The 18284-nt window shown below is 57.0% G+C and carries 15 protein-coding genes; 4 read left to right on the top strand and 11 right to left on the bottom strand.

What is annotated here, in order from left to right:
- Positions 1–239: 239 nt before the first annotated feature.
- The 3 genes from M2427_RS28325 to M2427_RS28315 form a co-directional block, all read right to left on the bottom strand.
- The gene (locus M2427_RS28325; RefSeq protein WP_280710181.1) at positions 240–821 is read right to left on the bottom strand and encodes a transposase; all 582 of its coding nucleotides are present in this window, start codon (positions 819–821) and stop codon (positions 240–242) included.
- A gap of 156 nt (positions 822–977) precedes the next feature.
- Positions 978–1415, bottom strand: coding sequence for a hypothetical protein (locus tag M2427_RS28320; protein WP_280710160.1), 438 nt, complete (start codon positions 1413–1415; stop codon positions 978–980).
- A gap of 36 nt (positions 1416–1451) precedes the next feature.
- Positions 1452–1754: a hypothetical protein gene (locus M2427_RS28315; protein ID WP_280710159.1), complete on the bottom strand. Its 303-nt coding sequence runs from the start codon at positions 1752–1754 to the stop codon at positions 1452–1454.
- Between M2427_RS28315 and M2427_RS28310 the strand changes: the two genes are divergently transcribed.
- The 3 genes from M2427_RS28310 to M2427_RS28300 all read left to right on the top strand — a co-directional run bounded on the left by M2427_RS28310 (position 1732) and on the right by M2427_RS28300 (position 5450).
- Complete coding sequence (locus M2427_RS28310; protein ID WP_280710158.1) at positions 1732–3138, top strand: helix-turn-helix transcriptional regulator; 1407 nt, start codon at positions 1732–1734, stop codon at positions 3136–3138. The two genes, M2427_RS28315 and M2427_RS28310, sit on opposite strands and share 23 nt — an antisense overlap.
- A 191-nt stretch (positions 3139–3329) precedes the next feature.
- Positions 3330–4337, top strand: coding sequence for an MFS transporter (locus M2427_RS28305; RefSeq protein ID WP_280710156.1), 1008 nt, complete (start codon positions 3330–3332; stop codon positions 4335–4337).
- 534 nt (positions 4338–4871) lie between these two features.
- A complete protein-coding gene (locus tag M2427_RS28300; RefSeq protein WP_280710155.1) occupies positions 4872–5450 on the top strand; it encodes a hypothetical protein in 579 nt (192 codons plus the stop codon).
- 87 nt (positions 5451–5537) lie between these two features.
- Here M2427_RS28300 and M2427_RS28295 read toward each other — a convergent pair whose 3' ends face one another.
- The 8 genes from M2427_RS28295 to M2427_RS28260 form a co-directional block, all read right to left on the bottom strand.
- Complete coding sequence (locus tag M2427_RS28295) at positions 5538–7526, bottom strand: methyl-accepting chemotaxis protein (protein WP_280710180.1); 1989 nt, start codon at positions 7524–7526, stop codon at positions 5538–5540.
- 765 nt (positions 7527–8291) lie between these two features.
- Positions 8292–9722, bottom strand: a complete 1431-nt coding sequence (hydA, locus tag M2427_RS28290; protein WP_280710154.1) for a dihydropyrimidinase — start codon at positions 9720–9722, stop codon at positions 8292–8294.
- A 49-nt stretch (positions 9723–9771) separates the two neighbouring features.
- Entirely contained in the window at positions 9772–10545 is a 774-nt protein-coding gene (locus M2427_RS28285) for a 3-oxoacyl-ACP reductase family protein (protein ID WP_280710153.1), read from the bottom strand.
- On the bottom strand, positions 10542–11459 hold the full coding sequence (locus M2427_RS28280; RefSeq protein ID WP_280710152.1) for an NAD(P)-dependent oxidoreductase: 918 nt from the start codon (positions 11457–11459) through the stop codon (positions 10542–10544). The genes M2427_RS28285 and M2427_RS28280 overlap by 4 nt, the downstream gene beginning before the upstream one ends.
- Complete coding sequence (locus M2427_RS28275; protein ID WP_280710151.1) at positions 11456–13120, bottom strand: ABC transporter ATP-binding protein; 1665 nt, start codon at positions 13118–13120, stop codon at positions 11456–11458. Before M2427_RS28275 ends, M2427_RS28280 begins: the two co-directional genes overlap by 4 nt.
- A complete protein-coding gene (locus tag M2427_RS28270; RefSeq protein ID WP_280710150.1) occupies positions 13117–13959 on the bottom strand; it encodes an ABC transporter permease in 843 nt (280 codons plus the stop codon). Before M2427_RS28270 ends, M2427_RS28275 begins: the two co-directional genes overlap by 4 nt.
- A gap of 11 nt (positions 13960–13970) precedes the next feature.
- Positions 13971–14960, bottom strand: a complete 990-nt coding sequence (locus M2427_RS28265; RefSeq protein WP_280710149.1) for an ABC transporter permease — start codon at positions 14958–14960, stop codon at positions 13971–13973.
- A gap of 115 nt (positions 14961–15075) precedes the next feature.
- Complete coding sequence (locus M2427_RS28260; protein ID WP_280710148.1) at positions 15076–16716, bottom strand: ABC transporter substrate-binding protein; 1641 nt, start codon at positions 16714–16716, stop codon at positions 15076–15078.
- 808 nt (positions 16717–17524) lie between these two features.
- Between M2427_RS28260 and M2427_RS28255 the strand changes: the two genes are divergently transcribed.
- Positions 17525–18232, top strand: a complete 708-nt coding sequence (locus M2427_RS28255) for a GntR family transcriptional regulator (RefSeq protein ID WP_280710147.1) — start codon at positions 17525–17527, stop codon at positions 18230–18232.
- The last annotated feature ends 52 nt before the right edge of the window (positions 18233–18284 follow it).

Genomic DNA, 18284 nt, shown 5'->3' with positions numbered 1-18284 from the left:
CGCGCGGATATTGGCCATAAATTGCTCTCACGGCGTGAAGTTGCGTAAGTTTTCGCAGAATTCAAGACCTCTTCTGAAGCGGCGCCGGTCTCGGCGGCCCCTCGGTTGACCTGGCCGATGTCGTCAGCCATGGCGTGAGTGCCCTTTAACCTTTGCCTCTTGCGCGCAATCCCTTGTGTGGCGGCGCCCTGTTGTGTACGTGTCTGGCGAAGACCGTTGGCGACGCCGCTTGGGATCGTTTAGGCTGCGGCGGCAGTCGTGGATTGTTGAGCGGCTTTCCAAGTCCACGGAAGCAGCTCGGCGACTTGGCTGGCGGGATGATCAGGAAGCCGCGCCAGTACGGTCAGCCAGGCTTGCGGATTGACATCATTCATCTTGCAGGTCTCGATCCACGTATAGATGGCGGCAGCTCGATCACTGCCGGTGTCGGAACCCGCGAAGGTCCAATTCTTTCGTCCGATTGCGATGCCACGCAAGGCGCGTTCGGCTGCGTTGTTTGACAAGCCGACGTGATCGTCGGTGAGGAAGCGGGTGAACGGTGTCCAGCGGTTAAGGCCGTAATTGATCGTCTTGGCGGTATCGTTGTTGGTGGAGCAGCGCTCGCTATTGGCGCATCCAGATTTCGAGTTCGGCAACGAGCGGCCGCGATCGTTCACGACGGACGCCAAGCCGCACCTCGGGCGTTTTCCGTTGATGCTGCGCTCGATCTCGAAGAGCATGTCAATGCGACGTACAGCCTCGCTGGCGATCGGCGCCTCTCCCTGGTTTGCCAAGTAGACAAACTTCCTCCGGCCATGGCTCCAGCGGGCTGCCGCAAGGATTCGAGCTGGCTTCCGATGAGCCTTGTGATGGAAGCGGTGTATCCATCGGCACGCTTTGGATTGTGGCTGAAAAGCTGGACATTTTTACGCGGACCATGCGCGTGTCATGACCGAGCTCGCCGCCTTCGCAGGCATGGCGCTACGCATGATACACACTTAACGCGATGTGCAGACCTCGCTCGCCAAACAGGAAATGATCTCTCGCGAGATGGGCCATCGCATCAAGAACCTATTTGCAGTGGCAGAAGGCTTGGTACGAATGACAGCGCACGAAGCAAAGACCAAGGCGGAGTTCCCAGAAAATCTCTCGGGCCGCTTCCCAGTGATCCCGTAGTCGATGGAATTCGACCGGTGCATCGTCGAGGCGCAACCAGGCGCAAGATCGCCGATCCGGATTACCGATCCCCCCTGCAGGGCAATGCCGACTTCGCGGGTCGCCCCATCCGCCTCGTCGTTGTTGTCGGCGGGGACGGTCGAGGTCGTCCAGACAAGGGCGAAGCGCGCATCGTCGCGACCTACATCGCTCGGCTTTCGACGATCGTCGATGGCGATGCATGCCGCGCCTTCCCGGCTGTGGCCGGTGACCACCCCCATGAGGCTTCTTCCTACAGCAAGACTCGGCGTTTCCGGTCAGATCGGGTGGCGGCCGACGAAGAACTCGCGGAACGGATCCATGCTCGGTTCCAATCCAGCGTCGATCAATCCCTTGCGCAAGGCATACATCTGCGGATCGTGAATACGTTGCGTGGGCTGGCGTAGGGGGCCGCCATTGTAGCCCTGCAACCACCCCTGAAACTTCCAGGATTGTCGGTTGATGAAAGCGCCGCCATGCAGCGCCGGAGCCAAGCCCCCCTTGACCTTGCGCGCCGGATGGAGTTGCCAGTAGATTTGCGTAGGCGAAATTGCAAATATGTCAGCAGGAAAGCTATACATCGGGCGGAAGATCCGGGAGATCCGGCAAACGGCGAAGCTTTCCCAAGCCAGCTTCGCGGAACGGATCGACATATCGACAAGCTATCTAAATCAGATCGAGAACAACCAACGTCCGGTTTCCGCCACCGTTCTTGTCTCGCTCGCCGAGCGCTTTGGAATCGACTTTGCCTCGATCTCAACGAACGATAGCGACCGGCTCATCTCGATGTTGACCGAAGCTCTCGCGGATCCTGTCTTTGGCGCGCAATTGCCAAGCATGCAGGAGCTGAAGCTCGTCATCCAGAACGCGCCAGTCTTTGCCCAGGCACTACTGAGCTGCCATCAAGCTTACCGTCGCAACAGCGAACAGCTCGCAAGCCTGGATGGTCACATCAACCGCTTGTCCCCCGAGCCGACAGCCTACGAGGAGGTTCGCGATTTCTTCCAGTTCGTGGATAACTATATTCACGACCTCGATCTTGCTGGCGAAAGCCTTGCCGAAAAATTGGATATGCCCAACAGCGACGCCAGCGTCGTGCTCGCCAAATACCTCGAATCCAGACATGGCCTACGGCTCCACAAAACCGAGCCCGGCGAGGACACGATTAGGCGGTTCGATGCAACTTCTCGAAGCCTCTATCTCAACCCGTATTTGCCTGCCGCAACTCGAAGCTTTCAAATGGCGTTTCAAGTGGCGACACTCGAACAGGAGGAGCGGATCGAAGCGATCGCCAAGCGCGCTGACTTTCGAACGGCCGACGCGCACGAAGTCTGCAAAGCGGGACTTCGAAATTACTTTGCCGGAGCCACAATCCTTCCCTACCAGAGTTTCCTCAAGACTGCGAAGGAGCTTCGCCACGATCTTGCTCTGATAGCGCCCCGCTTTGGAGCAAGTCTTGAGCAGGTCGCACATCGGCTATCAACGCTTCAACGTCCGGGATCAAAGGGAGTACCGGTATTCTTTGCCCGCGTGGATCGCGCCGGCAACATCACCAAGCGCCACAGTGCGGCAAAACTCCAGTTTGCGCGTTACGGGGCAGCGTGTCCTCTCTGGAACGTGCACCAAGCGTTCGAGGCACCTGGCCGAATTATTCGCCAGCTTGCTCAAACGCCCGATGGCGTTCGATTTCTTTGCATATCAACAGAGCTGGCGAAGGGGCATGGCGGTTTTGGGACGCCCCAGCCTCACTATGCCATCGCGATCGGTTGCGAAGTTTCTTACGCACAAGACTTCGTCTACGGCGACGGACTCGATCTGGAAAGCAAAACCGCCTACGACCCCATTGGCATTTCCTGCAGGATTTGCGAACGGGGTAACTGCCCACAGCGCGCGGTGCCACCGCTCAAGAGCAAGCTAACCGTTCATCGTGACCGGCGAGACGTCCTTCCGTACGACATCTCTTAGGCCAAGAGCTTATTTTTGGTGGGCTAAAGTCAATACTGCTAGGCTTGGCGAGTAACGTCTTTGTTGCTCACACGTTCGACTGGGGCTGAAAGTGACGGATCCCGTGACCTCGGCGCCAGCGATTACACTATCACGCTCCCAACCCATACCGATCGGTCACATATGAATCCTCGCAGGATGGAACGGACGCAATGAAGCCAAGCACTCGCTCGGCCTGGCCGGTGGCCCTGGCGACGACTTTGCTGATCCAAATTGCAGTCTCGTTTCTCTCTCAGGCGATGAGCGTACTGGCCCCAAGCTTGACGGCGGCGGCGCATGTCTCACCCGAACAAGTCGGAGTGCTCGCAGGGGTCGTTGCATTCGGCACTGTATGGTTCCTAATGGCTGGAAGCCATCTACTCGCCGAAATCGGGCCCATTCGCCTGCTGCAGATCGGGGTCTTGCTATCATCTTGCGGGCTGCTTCTCGCCCTCCTGGGATTTTGGCCAGCAACCCTCTTGGCAGCGCTGCTAATCGGACTCGGCTACGGCCCGGCGCCGCCAGCCGGAAATCAGATTCTGATGAATACCGCGCCCGACGCACATCGCGGACTGATTTTCTCGATCAAGCAATCTGGGGCTCCAATCGGTTCCGCGCTCGCCGGCTTTCTCTTGCCCTCACTTGCCGACCATTTCGGTTGGCCAGCAACATTGGCTATCGCAGCCTGTCTCGGTGGTGCCGCCGCATTCTTGGTCGAGCCCTATCGAACGCAGCTCGATGCGGAGTCATCCAGACCCCATATAGCGAGCCTGCGCTCGTTTCTGTCCCCAAGGATGTTGGTCGCACCCTTCAGTGCAATTCGGGGCGCACCCGAGCTTCGCTTTCTTGCATATTGCGGGTTCGCCTTTGCGGTCGTGCAAGGCAGCCTATTCGCGCTGTATGTGACCTATCTGGTGACGTCGGTTGGCGTCAACTTGCCTGAGGCAGGGATGGCGTTTGCAGCCATGCAGCTGGCAGGTGCTCTCGCGCGGATCGCGACAGGCTGGCTTGCCGATCGAATTAGCTCGCCTCTTATGGTCCTTGCCGCGCTTGGGATCGCGAGCAGCGCAGCGATGGCCACGATTGGATCAATGCGACTTGAGTGGGGCTGGAGCGCTATTTTCGGCATCAGCATTTTCGCCGGGTTTTGCCGCAGGCTGGAACGGCGTTCTGATGTCTGAAATTGCAAAATCTTCACCGCGTGGCAACGTAGGTCCGAGTACCTCCGCGGCCACGTTTTTCATCTTCATTGGCTATGTGCTGGGTCCATTGAGCTGTGCGGCCGTGGTACGTCTCACAGCGTCATACCCTAGCGCGTTCGTCTTCTTGGAAATCTTCCCGGTGACCGGGGCAATCTGCATATGTTGGCTCGTTCGCCGCAGCGCAAAATTCTAGATCCGTCCTGGCAGCAAAGGCCTGTCCCTAAAGGCAAGTTCCTTAACTTCCCGGCAGATTGCAACTTCTCCGCCTTGCCAAGCGTTGATCATCGACTGAGCCCGAATTCTAACCTTGAACTTGGCTCCGCCCGCGCTTGACCTACGCCTACGAGATTATAGGATTCCATAACCTCGTTGCGTCACCGACCGGATCGGAAAATGCTTAATCCAGATCAACCAGGATTGTGCCCCCAGCGAACGGTGCCTTTCCTCTTGACGCGGATCTTGGTTTGCTCAGTTTCGCTTGTGCTAAGTGCGAACATCGGATGGATCAATGCCGTGGCAATCAAAAGATTCTTCAGCAGTTCGGTCAATTCACAAACCGGATTTTATCTGATCATCGCCCTTCTTTGCGGGCTCATATTCGGTCGGTTGCAGAACGACGGCACGAAGCCCGCAGCCGCGCAATCCTTGCTGCTTCTCGGGCTGTTGTTGAGCCAAGCGGCCGCGATCGAGGTAACGGAAAATTTCGGAGCGGTCACCACGATAGCGCTATTCGCAGCAGTGGGAGCCACAAATCTTGTCAGCTTGATCCCCGCGTCAGCCCCGGCGCCCTTCAATACCAATGTTCAATCAGCAGGGTTCGCGTTCTCCTTGCGAAAGACCGCTCTCGTACCGGCGTTGCCATGGTTCGTTTTCTTCCTTTTTGCGACTGCTCATTTCGGCGTGCCAGTCGATTATCCGACACCCTACGTGATTGGAGTTCCAGGAATTATACTCCTCGAGTGCGGCCTTATTCTCGCAGCCATGACGGTCAGCGAGCAGACGGCTCAATCGACCGATCATAATTCGTCACAGGCCAATCGCGACGAACGCTCGTTTGAGGCCGAGGTGATGTCTCGCTTCCCGCCATTTTGAGCTTGCTTAGCTAGGCCAAAAAGATGGCCACTTACGCAACCACCTAGTCAGCAGCCGATCCTTGAGGGCACGAAAGAGGGAAATCGACTATGCCGCGCGAATATTGGCCATGAATCGTTCCAGTTCCGCGCTGAGCCTGGCACTCTCCGCAGACAACGTCTTGGCTGAATTTAGCACTTTCTCGGAGGCGGTGCCGGTCTCAGCTGCTCCACGGTTGACTTGTCCCATGTCCATCGCTGCAGCCTGCGTGCCCTGCGTAACATTTTGGACGTTACGCGCAATCTCTTGCGTGGCAGAGCCCTGTTGCTCGACCGCGCTCTCAATGGAAGCGGCAATGGTCGATATCTGCCCGATCGTCGCACCAATCTCCTTGATCGCCACGACTGACTCCGCGGTCGCTCCCTGCATGCCTGCAATATGAGCCGATATTTCGTCGGTCGCTTTCGCCGTCTGGCTCGCGAGTGATTTTACCTCGCTTGCCACCACGGCAAAACCGCGCCCAGCTTCACCGGCGCGAGCCGCTTCGATCGTCGCGTTGAGCGCCAGGAGATTAGTTTGCTCCGCAATCGCAGTGATCAGCTTTACCACCTCCCCGATCTGCTGGGCTGCGCGGGAGAGTTTGCCTATACGGCCATCAGTTTCCTTGGCTTGAACAACAGCACCTTGCGCGATGCGACTCGAGTCCCTGACTTGCCGACCGATCTCTTCAACAGACGCCGAAAGCTGTTCCGTCGCAGTCGCGACCGACTGCATGTTGGAGGAGGCCTGCTCAGAGACGCCGGCGACCTGGCTCGACAAATTCTGTGTCGTCTCCGCCGTTCGGGTTAGTGTGTCCGCGGCGCATTCGAGTTGACCGGCGGACGTCGAGACGTTGGATACGATGGAACCAACAGTGGCTTCGAAACTGTCGGCAAAACGGATCAACTCGGCGCGGCGAGAGGCCGTTTGCTCCGAATTTTGCGCTTCGCTCAGCGCAGCATCGCGTTCGGCCTTGGCGATCGCCTGGATTTTGAATTGCTCGACAGCATCGGCCATTTCGCCCAATTCGTCTCTGCGTCCAAGTCCTGGCAAGACGACGTCGAAATTTCCAGATGCCAACTCCCGCATAGCGCGGCACATGGAAATCATAGGACGCGAGATTCCCGTTCCCAGCAAAAACGAAAAAATGCCGCCCAGCAATACACCGCCCGTCGCAAACAACAAGATCAGATGCTTCGTCCGGCCAATGGTCTCTCGAGATTCTACGTCAAGCCGTTGTTGCTCCGCTAAGAGGCTGGCCTTGAAGTCCGCTGCTCCCCGAACAATCTCGTCGGCCGAACGATTCATCTCGGCAACGAATTGATCGACGAATTGCACATTCAACACTAGCTTCTCAAGCGCGACGCGGTAGGAGATCATCGATGCTTTTGCGTCGTTTAGGACTACGCCGTACTTCTTGTCAGTAGGAACACTCGCATCGAGCGACTCTTCGATGACTCTCAGACGAGTTAGGGCCCCATTGGCGAGTGTTTGATCGAATGTAACGATGAAGTTGCTCGCAGCCGCGGTGACAGTCTGGAACTGGTAGTCGCTCGCCCGCAACTCGTTATCAGTCCCACCGAGTACGTTCAGCTTGGACTTTATAAGATTGGCGTTCGGCAACAACTCCGTTCGAACGATCGCTGCGTTTTCTTGCTTTACTTCCAGGACTTTTGCGAATGTTGAAGCAAAGCTCACAAAGTCTGCGGCAAGCCGTTCGAGGCCCTGCCGTCGAGCTGGAGCCGCGTCCTTAAGAGACCGATCAATGACGGTCTTCAGGCCGGACTCCGCATCCAAAGCCGCCTTGGCATCGTCATCCTTGCCAGTCGACACGAAATATCTCGCCGCGGAACGGTAGGAGATCAACTCACGATCGATGTCTCGCGCGAAGTCTGACTCGGAGACGCTATTGCGATAGGAGGCAACTCCGTCCGCGACACTCTCAAAGCCGAGATAAGCCACCCCAAGGCTGACGACGGAGATGGCGAGTACGACCCCAAAGCCAACAATAATTTTCGCGCGAAATCGCAGCGTCGGCAATGCCGCACGCTTCGGCATCCGTTCTTGATGCTTCGGCTTCTTCACTCCGGTCTCCACTGTTGGCTCCATTCTTGAGCAGCGCTTCAGTCAGCGCCCTTTGGTGCCAAGATTAGGACGTATTTTAATTAAACAATCGTGCATCCAATTATGCGCACATTGTATCCAATTTTTGGATACAATTTGGATGTACCCTTAAACCGCCGCGTGTGGGCTAGAAATCCTCCCTGGCAACGATCTTGTCGAAATCGCTGACTATTGTCTGTTCGGTGGCCAATCGTCGACTGCTTAAAAAATGCGAGGGTATTGTAGCGCGCGAGCGCACTCTACCGCGACGCCCGGTTAATCGATTTCAGCGCTGCTCGGAAGCGAAACAGTTCGCTATGCCCTCACCTATTGATGCTGGCGGAGCGTGACAGGATTACTAGTCCCGGCAGCCGGCGAAGTACGAGACCAAACGAGCGTAGGAGCTCGGTATTGCGATTGTCGCGAGCGCTCGTTGACGAAGTGTCAACGCTCGACAGCAGGACGCAAGATATGCACCACCTTTCGGCGCAATCAACGAGGTCTAAGGCGATCCGGGTGTGAGGCGCAACGCGCCTTAAGTGCGATCAGCGACGGTGCACACGAGTAACGGCTGGTTGGCTTCACGCTCCGGTATTTTGCGTCGGAAAGGCGGCCGTCACAGCTTGTGACGGCCAAGTCAGGGGAGAAGGCAGACAACCGGTCTGCCAGCGGAACCTACTGGCGATGACGCCTCTTCAAGCGCACCGTCTCAATTGATGCTTATGCCTCGACCGCTCGTTTTGCAGCGAAAGGCGAGAGACTACGTTTGAGGAAACCTCCATCCCCGGGAATCCCCGTGATCTTTCCTTCCTCCATCATGACTTTGCCGCGCAAGATTGTCATGATCGGCCAGCCTGTCACTGCTTGGCCTTCATACGGCGTGTAGTCCGCGCCATGGTGCATTAGCTCCTGCCGGATCGTCTCCTTCCGGTTGGGGTCCCAGATTACGATGTCGGCGTCAAAGCCGGGTGCAATCGAGCCCTTCTTGGGATAGAGCCCATACATCTTTGCGTGATTTGTCGAAGTCAGCGCAACGAACTCGTTCAGAGTGATCCGGCCTTCCGTAACGCCCTTAGAGAAGAGGATTTGCATCCGCGTCTCGACGCCTGGAATGCCATTCGGTACCCACCTGAACGAGGTGCGCGCCTTGGGATTAAGCTTGCCCATAACACTGCCGTAGGTGAACGGGCAATGGTCCGACGAGAACGTCTGGAAGACCCCAGTCCTGATCCCCTCCCAAATGGCATCCCAGCTCGCTCGATCACGCGGCGGCGGCGAACAGACGTATTTGCCGCCGGTCTCGTCCATATTTAGACCTTTAAGATCGTCCGCTGTAAGCGCGATGTATTGCGGGCATGTCTCTCCGTAGATCTTCAAACCCTTCTGCTGGGCCCAACGAATCTGCTCCATGGGCTCGCGTCCCGATACATGGACGATCATGATTGGCACGTCCGTCAGCTCAGCGTGACTGATGGCGCGATGCGTAGCTTCCCGTTCGACCGACTCCGGACGGGACACCGCATGGTAGTAGGGCGCCGTCTTACCGGCTTGCTCAAGGCGATCTGTCATGAAGCGAATTGCATCGTAGCCCTCGCAGTGGACCATGACGAGCGCACCGCAGCCACGAGCGCAATCGAATACCTCCAGCAATTGCCGGTCGCTCAGGACGAGATCGTCATACGTCATGAAGACCTTGAAGGAGGTGTACCCGTCATTCACTAGCGCAGGCAGCTCCTGCCCCAGCACGCTGGACGAGGGATCCGAAATAATCAGATGGAAGCCGTAATCCGCATAACACTTGCCTTCGGCCTCCTTGTGATAGTCAGTAACACTCGTGCGCAGCGACGCACCGCGTGGCTGTAGTGCGAACGGAATCACGGTCGTGTTTCCGCCGGCAATCGCCGACCGCGTGCCGCTTTCAAAGTCATCGGCCATCGCTGGGCCGCCGAACGCAGGTTGCGAAAGATGAACATGGCTATCGATACCACCCGGCATCACCAACATGCCGGACGCGTCGATGACCTTCTTGCCACCCTCGACTTTTTCCGCAACAGCGGCGATCCGCCCCGATCTAATGCCTACGTCCGCCTTGACGGTGTCGGCGGCTGTCACCACCGTGCCTCCGCGAATGATCAAATCATACTCGCTCATCTGCTTTTTCTCTCTTGTTGTCGGATTGATGTTGCGGTTCTGTGCCAGCCTAGAGCATCACGTCTCCGCCGTTGGGTGAGAGATTTTGCCCGGCGTAAAACGCACCAGCATCCGAAGCCAGCATCAATGCAGTGGGCGCAATTTCCTCCACCTTGCCAAACCTACGGATCGGCAACTGGGCCATCTTCATGGCGCGCCAATCATCGCTCAAACCCATGAGCAAGTCGGTCTCGACAGGACCTGGCGCAATTGCATTGACCATCACACCGTGAGGCGCACCTTCATAGGACAGAGCGCGTGTAAAGCCGACAATTCCGGCCTTGGCGGCACAATAATGAGCGAGCCCCGGTGCCCCCTTGTAGGCAAGCTGGGACGAAAAATTAATAATACGGCCGTATTTACGGCCGAGCATAGCGTCGAAGAACTGTCGAGTGACGAGGAACGTGCCCTTTAAATGCACCCCAAGCATGCGGTCCCAATCTGCGACTGTGATCGATGAAAAAGGCTTGTCACCACCAATTCCCGCGCAGTTGACGACAATGTCAACCTGGCCCAGTTCTTTCTTCGCCCACGTCGCCAATTGGTCCACGTTTGCTTCGTCGGACACATCGCACTCCATGGAGTGCACGACGCGGCCCTGCGCTCGAAGCTTCTCAACCCGCAACCTTGCATTCTGCTCATCATTATAGTGGCAGAGCGCCACTTCCGCGCCATACTCGCAAAAGATGTCGACGATCGCGCCACCAATGCCGCGGCTTCCACCTGTGACGAGCGCTTTGCGGCCCGCAAGGCTGAATGCATTCTTCGTTTCGACCTTGCTCATTGCATCCGTCCTCTTAGCCATTCTGCGTATTGCGCGACCCCTTGTTCGAAGGTGAACCTAGGCTGAAAGCCGAGATCGCGAGCTGCAGCAGATATGTCGAATCGACCCTGCACTTCGTCCACCGGATCCGCGCCTGGCCCGAGCTCGATATCCGCATGTGGAAGCAACTTGCGAACAACATCCGCAATCTGTCCCAACGTGAGATGTGTGCCGCCTGTGATCGTATAGACCGATCGCGGCAGAGACGGCCTATCGAGCGCCGCGACGAGCGCCCGAGCGGCGTCATCGACATGAATATACTGCCGTGGAAAATCCCGGCCGAACGGCATGCGCGTCGGCCTTCTCGCCAGGGCATCCTCGATCATGGTTCGGATGACGCAATCCGTAGTTCGGCGAGGACCAAAGACCCAAGACAGCCGCAGACTTACGCCATCCAATCCATACTGCTGAGAGAACGTTGAAACCAACTGTTCGCCGGCGACTTTGCTCGCTCCATACACGCTCCCGGGAAACAGCGCCACGTCTTCGGGAATCGGGCTGCTGGCATCGGTCGTGCCGAAGGCGCTTGTCGACGAGCAGAAGACAAATCGCCGCACTCCGTGGACCCGCGCGATCTCTAAGACATTGGCAGTGCCAACAATGTTGACCTGTACCATGGCGATAGGATTGTCGCGCGCGACCATAGGTCCAGAGAACGCACCACAGTGAACAATACCGGCAATAGGCTGCCGTCTTGCTATGGCGTGCAAGCGATGGACGTCCGTCACGTCGCAGTCGATGAGCTCCTTACCCTCGTCAGTTCGCGAGACCCTGTCCAAAGCCACCACCGAGCGCCCAGACGCCTCCAGTAAGCTCCTTACGGCATTACCTATCAGTCCATTGGCGCCGGTGACGATAATGCTTCCGTCACTCATTTCACTCTCCTCAATCCTTCACGCTTGCTCTCTTCGCGCGATCTTTGCTTTTCGCTTTGCTCGATCGGAAGTTCGGCGGAAAGCAGCATCCTGGTGTAGTCGTGCGCCGGCGAGTTAAAGACTTGCTCGGTTGGCCCATGCTCGACGATTTTTCCGTAGCGCATGACGGCCACGTCATGAGCGAGCGATCTCACCGAATTCAGATCGTGTGTAATGAAAAGGGCGGACAAACCCATACGCTGCTGAAGCTCACGAACGAGATCGATAATCTGCGCGCGAACGCGGATATCCAACGCCGTGGTCGGCTCATCAAAAATCACAAAATCCGGGTTTGTCGCGAGTGCGCGAGCGATGCCTACCCTCTTCTGCTCGCCGGCTGTTATTTCATGAGGAAAGAGCTGAGCCGCCCGCGCGGGCAGATGGACCATGTCAAGTAATTCCTTCACGCGCCTCGATCGAGCACCGGAATCCATAGTGAGATCCAGCCTTAGCGGCTCGGCGATGAGTTCCTCAACACGCCAACGCGGGTTCAGTGCAACGTATGGCTCCTGAAACACCATTTGGATTCGCCTGCGCAGAGGTCGAAACCGGCGCTCTTCGAGGTTCGTCACCGATTGGCCATCAAACAAGACGGCTCCGGAATCGACGTCCAAAAGACGAACGAGGCATTGCCCCATCGTCGTCTTGCCGGAGCCGCTCTCACCAACCAACGCTAGCGTCTGCCCTTTTCCGATGGAGAACGTCACATCGTCCACGGCCTTGACCACTTGCCCATCACTCAACGGGAAGTATTTCTTGAGGTTAGTAACCTGAAGCAGCGCGCCCGACGGCGATTCCGATTGGGCGCCCTGGCGTTCTGCCTCGATCATTGGCGTCGGGCGGATCTTCGCGGCTGCAATAAGATCACGACCATAATCGGTCTCTGGGCGCTCCAGAAATTCTCCGACAGGCCGAAGCTCAACGATTTTCCCCCCGCGCATAATCGCCACACGATCGCAGTAGTGCGCGACGATACCGAGATCATGTGTAATTAACACTACGCCCAGGCCGAGCTCACGACAGCGTGCTATGAGCAGATCGAGCACCTGCACCTGGATGGTCGCATCAAGCCCAAGCGTCGCGTCATCGGCCAGGACCACTTGGGGCTGAGCGATAAGGGCCATGGCAATGATGACCCGTTGGGCCATGCCACCCGACAACTCGTGCGGATAAGCCTTCGCGCGGCGTTCAGGGTCTACAATCCCGACCTTTGTGAACAAGTCGATCGCAGCACGCCATGCGTCATCGCTGCTTCCGCCGCGGTGCGCCTGAAGCACCTTGGCGACCTGCATGCCGACAGTCTGGACGGGATCCAGCAGAGCCTTGGCGTTGGTGCCAATCAGCGCAATGTTTCCACCGCGAAGTCTGCGGTCGTCTTCTTTCGAAAAGTCCGAGATCGATGCGCCGTTGATGTGGATCTCACCCGCCATTGCCCGGAGGCCGTCAGGTAGCAACTTGATCAAGGCACGAGCAAGCACCGACTTTCCGGCGCCGGTTTCACCAACTATGCCGAGCACCTCGTCGCGGCCTATGGTGAAGCTAACGTCCGACAGGACGACTTTTTCATCGGAGACGACCGTGAGGCCCTTAACGTCAAGAAGGTGAGAAGAAGCGGATTTCATGATTGGCGCGTCCGGCTATGGGGGTCCATGATGTCTCGGGTGGCATCGCCCAAAAGCGCGAAACACAGGACCGCGACGACGATTGCTAGTCCCGGGAAGAGTGATACCCACCATATGCCGAGGATCATTTGCTGCGCACCGCCGGAAACCATCAGCCCCCACTCGGGCGTCGGCATTCGAACGCCCGCGCCCACGAATGAAAGGCCTGCCGTCAGTAGAATGGCCATGCCGATGCTGATGGATATTTGAACGATCGCCGGACCAAAGGCGTTCGGTAGAATATGTCGAAACATGATCGAAAGGTCGGTTGCTCCACTGCATCGCGCAGCGCTAACGAACGGTCGCTCACGTAAGGACAATGTTTCTGCCCGGATCAACCGAGCAAACATCGGCACAAACAAGACCGCAAGGGCAATCGCGACATTCCAGATTTCCTGCCCCAGGACTGATACCAACGCCATCCCCAGCACGAACACAGGAAATGATTGGACGAAATCGAACACGCGCATTGCTAACGAGCTAACGAAGCCTCGGTAATAGCCGATTAGCAATCCGATCGGAACTCCGATCACCAGTGCGACCGCGACGGCGGAAATGCTAATCAGCAGATTGATCCGCGTCGCGAATATGATGCGCGAATAGATATCCATCCCCGAAACGTCAGTACCGAGCCAATGCTCGCTCGAGGGCGGCTGCAACGAAGCGAGAGGATCGGCATCGACCGGCGAATAGGAAGTCAAGGCTGGAGCCAATACGATCATGAGAATCTGGAGCAGCAGCAAAGCGAGCCCCACCAAAGCAGCCGGTCGTTTCAGGATCTGAGTCATCACGTTCTTCATGGCGCTTTCCTTCAGACCTTGATACGGGGGTCGGCAAGTTCATACAGAATGTCTACCACGAGGTAGACGATGAGGATGAATCCCGCGGCGACCAGCACGAAACCTTGCAGTGCCGGGTAGTCACTGTTGATGACGGCTTGGACAGCGTACTGGCCGAGCCCTCCCCAGGCGAAAATGGTTTCGACGAGAACAGCCGCGCCGAGCAGGAAGCCGAACAGAAAGCCCACCATGGTAATAACAGGCGGCAAGCTGTTGCGAAGCGCGCTCTTGGTTATCGTTGTTTCGTGAAGACCGCTGGCGCGTTGATGCTTGATAAAGTCACTTCGATACACGTCGGCAAACGTCGTCTTGGTCATCTTCATCAGAGCGCCGGCATTCACGATAGTCAAAGTAAGAACCGGAAGCGCAAGGCGTCCGAAGGCGGATGCCACAGCGCCGAAGTTACCTGTTAGGAAGCCATCAATAGTGTAGAAACCGGTGATATGGCTGGGGGGTTGGACGAAGGCGTCAAGGCGACCGAAAGGAGCTGGCGCGATCCCGCCAAGATAAAAGAGAAAATAGATTAGAAGCAGTCCGACCCAGAAGTCGGGAATCGCACCGGCCGCAAGACCATAAACCCGGCTGAGATGATCGACGATGCCGCCCTGCCGGACGACCGAGACGACTGCAACCGTGACACCGACAATGACGGTGAGGATCATCGCGTAAATGATTAGCTCGAGCGTCGCCGGCGCGCGTTCGAGAAGATCGACAGCCACTGGATTCGAGGTAAAGAGAGATATCCCTAGATCGCCGTGCAAGACGTTCCAGGCGTAGCGAAGAAACTGCTCCCAGATGCTATGATTGAGCCCGAGCCTCTCGCGCAAGGCTGCGATGCTTTCCGGAGTCGCCGTATTTCCCAGCATAAGGAGCGCCGGATCGCCCGGCAGCAAGCGAACGAGGACGAAAGTCACCAGCATCACGCCGAACATCTGAGGCACGATCAGGGGAAGTCTCGCCATTAAGATTCTCATTGGACGCGGAGTAGAGCGCCAAAGACGTACGACGCGGTGCATGTTTGCTCTCGTTCACGAGGTGCCAAAGGCGGGAGCGTCGTGACGCTCCCGCCGAGCGGATTTACTCTTTGTAGAAGTCAAACCAAGCGTTGCCGTTGGGCGTGTACCAGGAGTACCCCTTGACGTTGGTGCGGGTAGCGAGCTGGTAACCTGGATTGAAGAGGAAGACCCACGGGGCATTTTCGACCGTGATTTGCTGCACCCGCTTCATGTCCTCGAGGCGCTTCTTCTCATCCACGCTCGTGAGACCGGCATTGATCAGTTGATCAACTTCCGGATTCTTGAACTTCGAATAGTCGATCAGTGAACCGCTGTTCAGCCACAAATTGGCGACATAGGCTGCATCCGGCACGATCGCCATGTCGCGGAAAAAATACATCGGTATCTCTCCCTTGGTGTAGCGCTCGACGAGGGTGGACGCCGGCAGCTTGGACAGCGTGACGTCGACGCCGGCCTTGGCAAAGGCGGACTTCAGAATTACGGCGATCTCCTCCTCGATCTGGTCGCCGGTCCGATAGCCTAGCTCGGTTTTGAAACCGTCTTTCAAGCCCGCTTCGGCCAGCAACTCCTTCGCCTTGGCCACGTCCGAATTGAAGTGGAAGTACTGATCTGTAAAGCCCGGATAGATTTCCGAAATGGGGCTCTTGGTTGGCCTGGCAGTCCCGAAATAGACGGCCTTCAAAATCTCATCCCGCGGGACCAGATAGTTCAGAGCAAGCCGAACCTTGGGATTGTCGAACGGCTTCATTGTGTTGTTCATCTCGGCGCGATGAATATAGTTGCCGAAGACTTTCCAGATCTTCACACCGGGCGCCTTTTCCAGAAGGGAAAGCTCGCGCGGCAGCAGGTACTCGGCAACGTCAACCGACCCCGCCTGAAGCGCAGCGACGCGATTCGAAGAGGTGGGCATTTCACGGAAGATGATCTTCTTGATCTTCGGAGAGCCCCGATAGTAGCTCTCGTTTGCCTCGTAGACCACCTGCTGGCCAGGGCTGTATTCGGTCACATAGTAAGGACCATACGAGGCCGAGTGTGAGGCCAACCACTTGCCGCCCCATTGGTCCTCAGGCGTGACATGCTTCTTCATCTCAACGGCGTCGAGGATGCCAAGGTCGCTATTGACCCAGAGGCGATCGATGAGCGGCGACGGATTCGGAATCGAGACTTTGACGGTATAATCATCCACCTTCGCGAACGAGTCCTGGAATGAGGTGATCTTGAGGATCTGCGTCATATACCAGTGGAAGTTCGATTTCAGATTCCAGCCACGCTCGAACGACCACATCACGGAGTCGGCGTTCAATTCATTGCCAGCCGAGCTTTTTACGCCCTTCCTGAGATGGAAGGTGATCGACTTCTTGTCGGGTGTGATGTCCCAGCTCTCCGCGAGAGTCCCAACGATCTTGTCGAAATCCTCATAGGTAATGCCGTCGACAACTTTCGGTGCATAGCCGAGAAGCCGCTCATACACATTGCGGCGAACTTCGTGAACTGCTTCAGTCGGCGGATATTCCTGGTCAAGCGACTCAGGAGTTCGCGGGGCCGCGACAACAAGCGTAGTCTTTGCTGCGCCTTGAGCAAACGCAGGGGAGAGTACTGCGGTACTCAGTACAGGGGTCGCCGCCAACACAAGCGCTTGCAACGCCGAGCTAACCGCCCAGCGTCGCGCGTTCCGACGCGCATCATTTTCGGACGTATTCAAGATTCTAGTCATAGACCACACCTCCTCTTTGCTTAGATTAACTGTCCGGCAATTCGATTGGTCAGCGAACGTGGACCTCCGCAGCTCGCCCAAGCAAACGAGAGCCTCGTCGTCGGCTCGTTGTTGCTTGAGTCGGGTTCTCGTGTAGGCACAGCGCTTTGGGTGCGGAGCTTGAAAAGATCGCATCACGCCAAGCTGAAGAAATTGTTCGGTTCGAATCCGCACGGCGGAGCCGGCGTATTTTCGGCCGCAAAACGGCCGACTGCCAAAACTGGAACGTGGGATAACCGACCGCGACTACGCGATCGCGCGCACCGGCGCTTGATGCATGCCCAACCATCGAACGTCTCATCCCTGTTTCCGCGCGTCCTATTGATCGCTGCGGCCAATCGAGACTCCCCCACTTCGGGTGCCTCGATCTCTAGAGACCATACTCGTGATCGGAACTATTGGAAGCATTTTTTTTGACTTCTGGGCACAATATTGTGCACAATATTGTACAGGCATACCCCATGCCATGATCTACACGACTGATATTGCGTAGATTTTTGCGAAATCAGGAGACGCCGACCGCCCAAAGGATTATCTTGATGCCCGTGATAGGCTCGGGAGCGGCTCGCGGGGCGTCGTGCAGCCAGGCTTTGCCGAGATGCAACCGCACGCGGCGAGCCGCGAGAAACAGTGGAAACGGCCTCTTCGAGTAAGTGCCTGCCTTCTGTGCGACGCCGCACCTGCCTATACGTAATTGCAGGCTGCCCAGGATTGCGAGTTCTCCGCTCAAAATAGGCTGCTTGGATGGGACATCCCGATGAAGAAGAATCAGAGAGGCCAATCGGAACAAGCCATTCGAACGCGGCTCCTTCAGGCCATATTCGAACAGAGAATGCCGCCCGGCGCGCGCTTGACCGAAGAAGCTTTGGCTACGACGTTCGAGGTCAGCCGAACGACCATTCGGTTAGTGATTGCCCGGCTTGCACAAGACGGCATCTTGGTGAAGTTTCCGACCGGCGCTACGCATGTAGCCGCACCATCCCGAAATGAAGCCCAACAACTGCTAACCGTGCGTCGAATGATCGAGCCAGAAATCGTGAAGATGCTGGCAGCGAGCGCCTCGACGCTATCCTTCACAACTCTCACGGCACATTTGAAAGAGGAGGATCGAGCGCGCCGGTCCGGCGACCGTGGAACGCTCGTCCGCCTTACTGGAGAATTTCATCTACATCTTGCGCAGATGACCGGGAATGAGATCTTGATCAGGCTGATGACCGAATTGCAGACGCTGGTCTGCCTTGCGATCCTTCTCTATGCCAGCGGCGACGATGCCTGCCCTCCCGACGAACATCGGAAGATCGTCGCGGCGATCAAAGAGAACGACGGTGCTTCAGCGGCAGCTTTGATGCTTGGACATCTCAATCACATTGAGAAGGATTTGCGGCTTGACGACAAACCAGCGGTCGAGATTACCGACGCCCTAACCTGGCTTAAGCGGAAAGAGCGCTCGTCCGCGGGATCCTGAACCAGAGGCCGCAGCAGCGCAATTTATCAACAATGTACGACCGTGGTGCTGT

Origin of the sequence: Bradyrhizobium sp. BR13661 (assembly GCF_029892425.1) — a bacterium.
GTDB lineage: Bacteria > Pseudomonadota > Alphaproteobacteria > Rhizobiales > Xanthobacteraceae > Bradyrhizobium.
Note: the sequence above shows the minus strand (reverse complement) of the source record. Positions and strands in the feature narration are given on the sequence as shown.

Coding starts and splice junctions, on each gene's coding strand:
- M2427_RS28315 (WP_280710159.1), bottom strand. CDS start 1,754: ATGTATAGCTTTCCTGCTGACATATTTGCAATTTCGCCTACGCAAATC.
- M2427_RS28265 (WP_280710149.1), bottom strand. CDS start 14,960: ATGGCGAGACTTCCCCTGATCGTGCCTCAGATGTTCGGCGTGATGCTG.
- M2427_RS28255 (WP_280710147.1), top strand. CDS start 17,525: ATGAAGAAGAATCAGAGAGGCCAATCGGAACAAGCCATTCGAACGCGG.
- M2427_RS28320 (WP_280710160.1), bottom strand. CDS start 1,415: ATGGGGGTGGTCACCGGCCACAGCCGGGAAGGCGCGGCATGCATCGCC.
- M2427_RS28310 (WP_280710158.1), top strand. CDS start 1,732: ATGTCAGCAGGAAAGCTATACATCGGGCGGAAGATCCGGGAGATCCGG.
- M2427_RS28295 (WP_280710180.1), bottom strand. CDS start 7,526: ATGCCGAAGCGTGCGGCATTGCCGACGCTGCGATTTCGCGCGAAAATT.
- M2427_RS28285 (WP_280710153.1), bottom strand. CDS start 10,545: ATGAGCAAGGTCGAAACGAAGAATGCATTCAGCCTTGCGGGCCGCAAA.
- M2427_RS28275 (WP_280710151.1), bottom strand. CDS start 13,120: ATGAAATCCGCTTCTTCTCACCTTCTTGACGTTAAGGGCCTCACGGTC.
- M2427_RS28280 (WP_280710152.1), bottom strand. CDS start 11,459: ATGAGTGACGGAAGCATTATCGTCACCGGCGCCAATGGACTGATAGGT.
- M2427_RS28305 (WP_280710156.1), top strand. CDS start 3,330: ATGAAGCCAAGCACTCGCTCGGCCTGGCCGGTGGCCCTGGCGACGACT.
- M2427_RS28270 (WP_280710150.1), bottom strand. CDS start 13,959: ATGAAGAACGTGATGACTCAGATCCTGAAACGACCGGCTGCTTTGGTG.
- hydA (WP_280710154.1), bottom strand. CDS start 9,722: ATGAGCGAGTATGATTTGATCATTCGCGGAGGCACGGTGGTGACAGCC.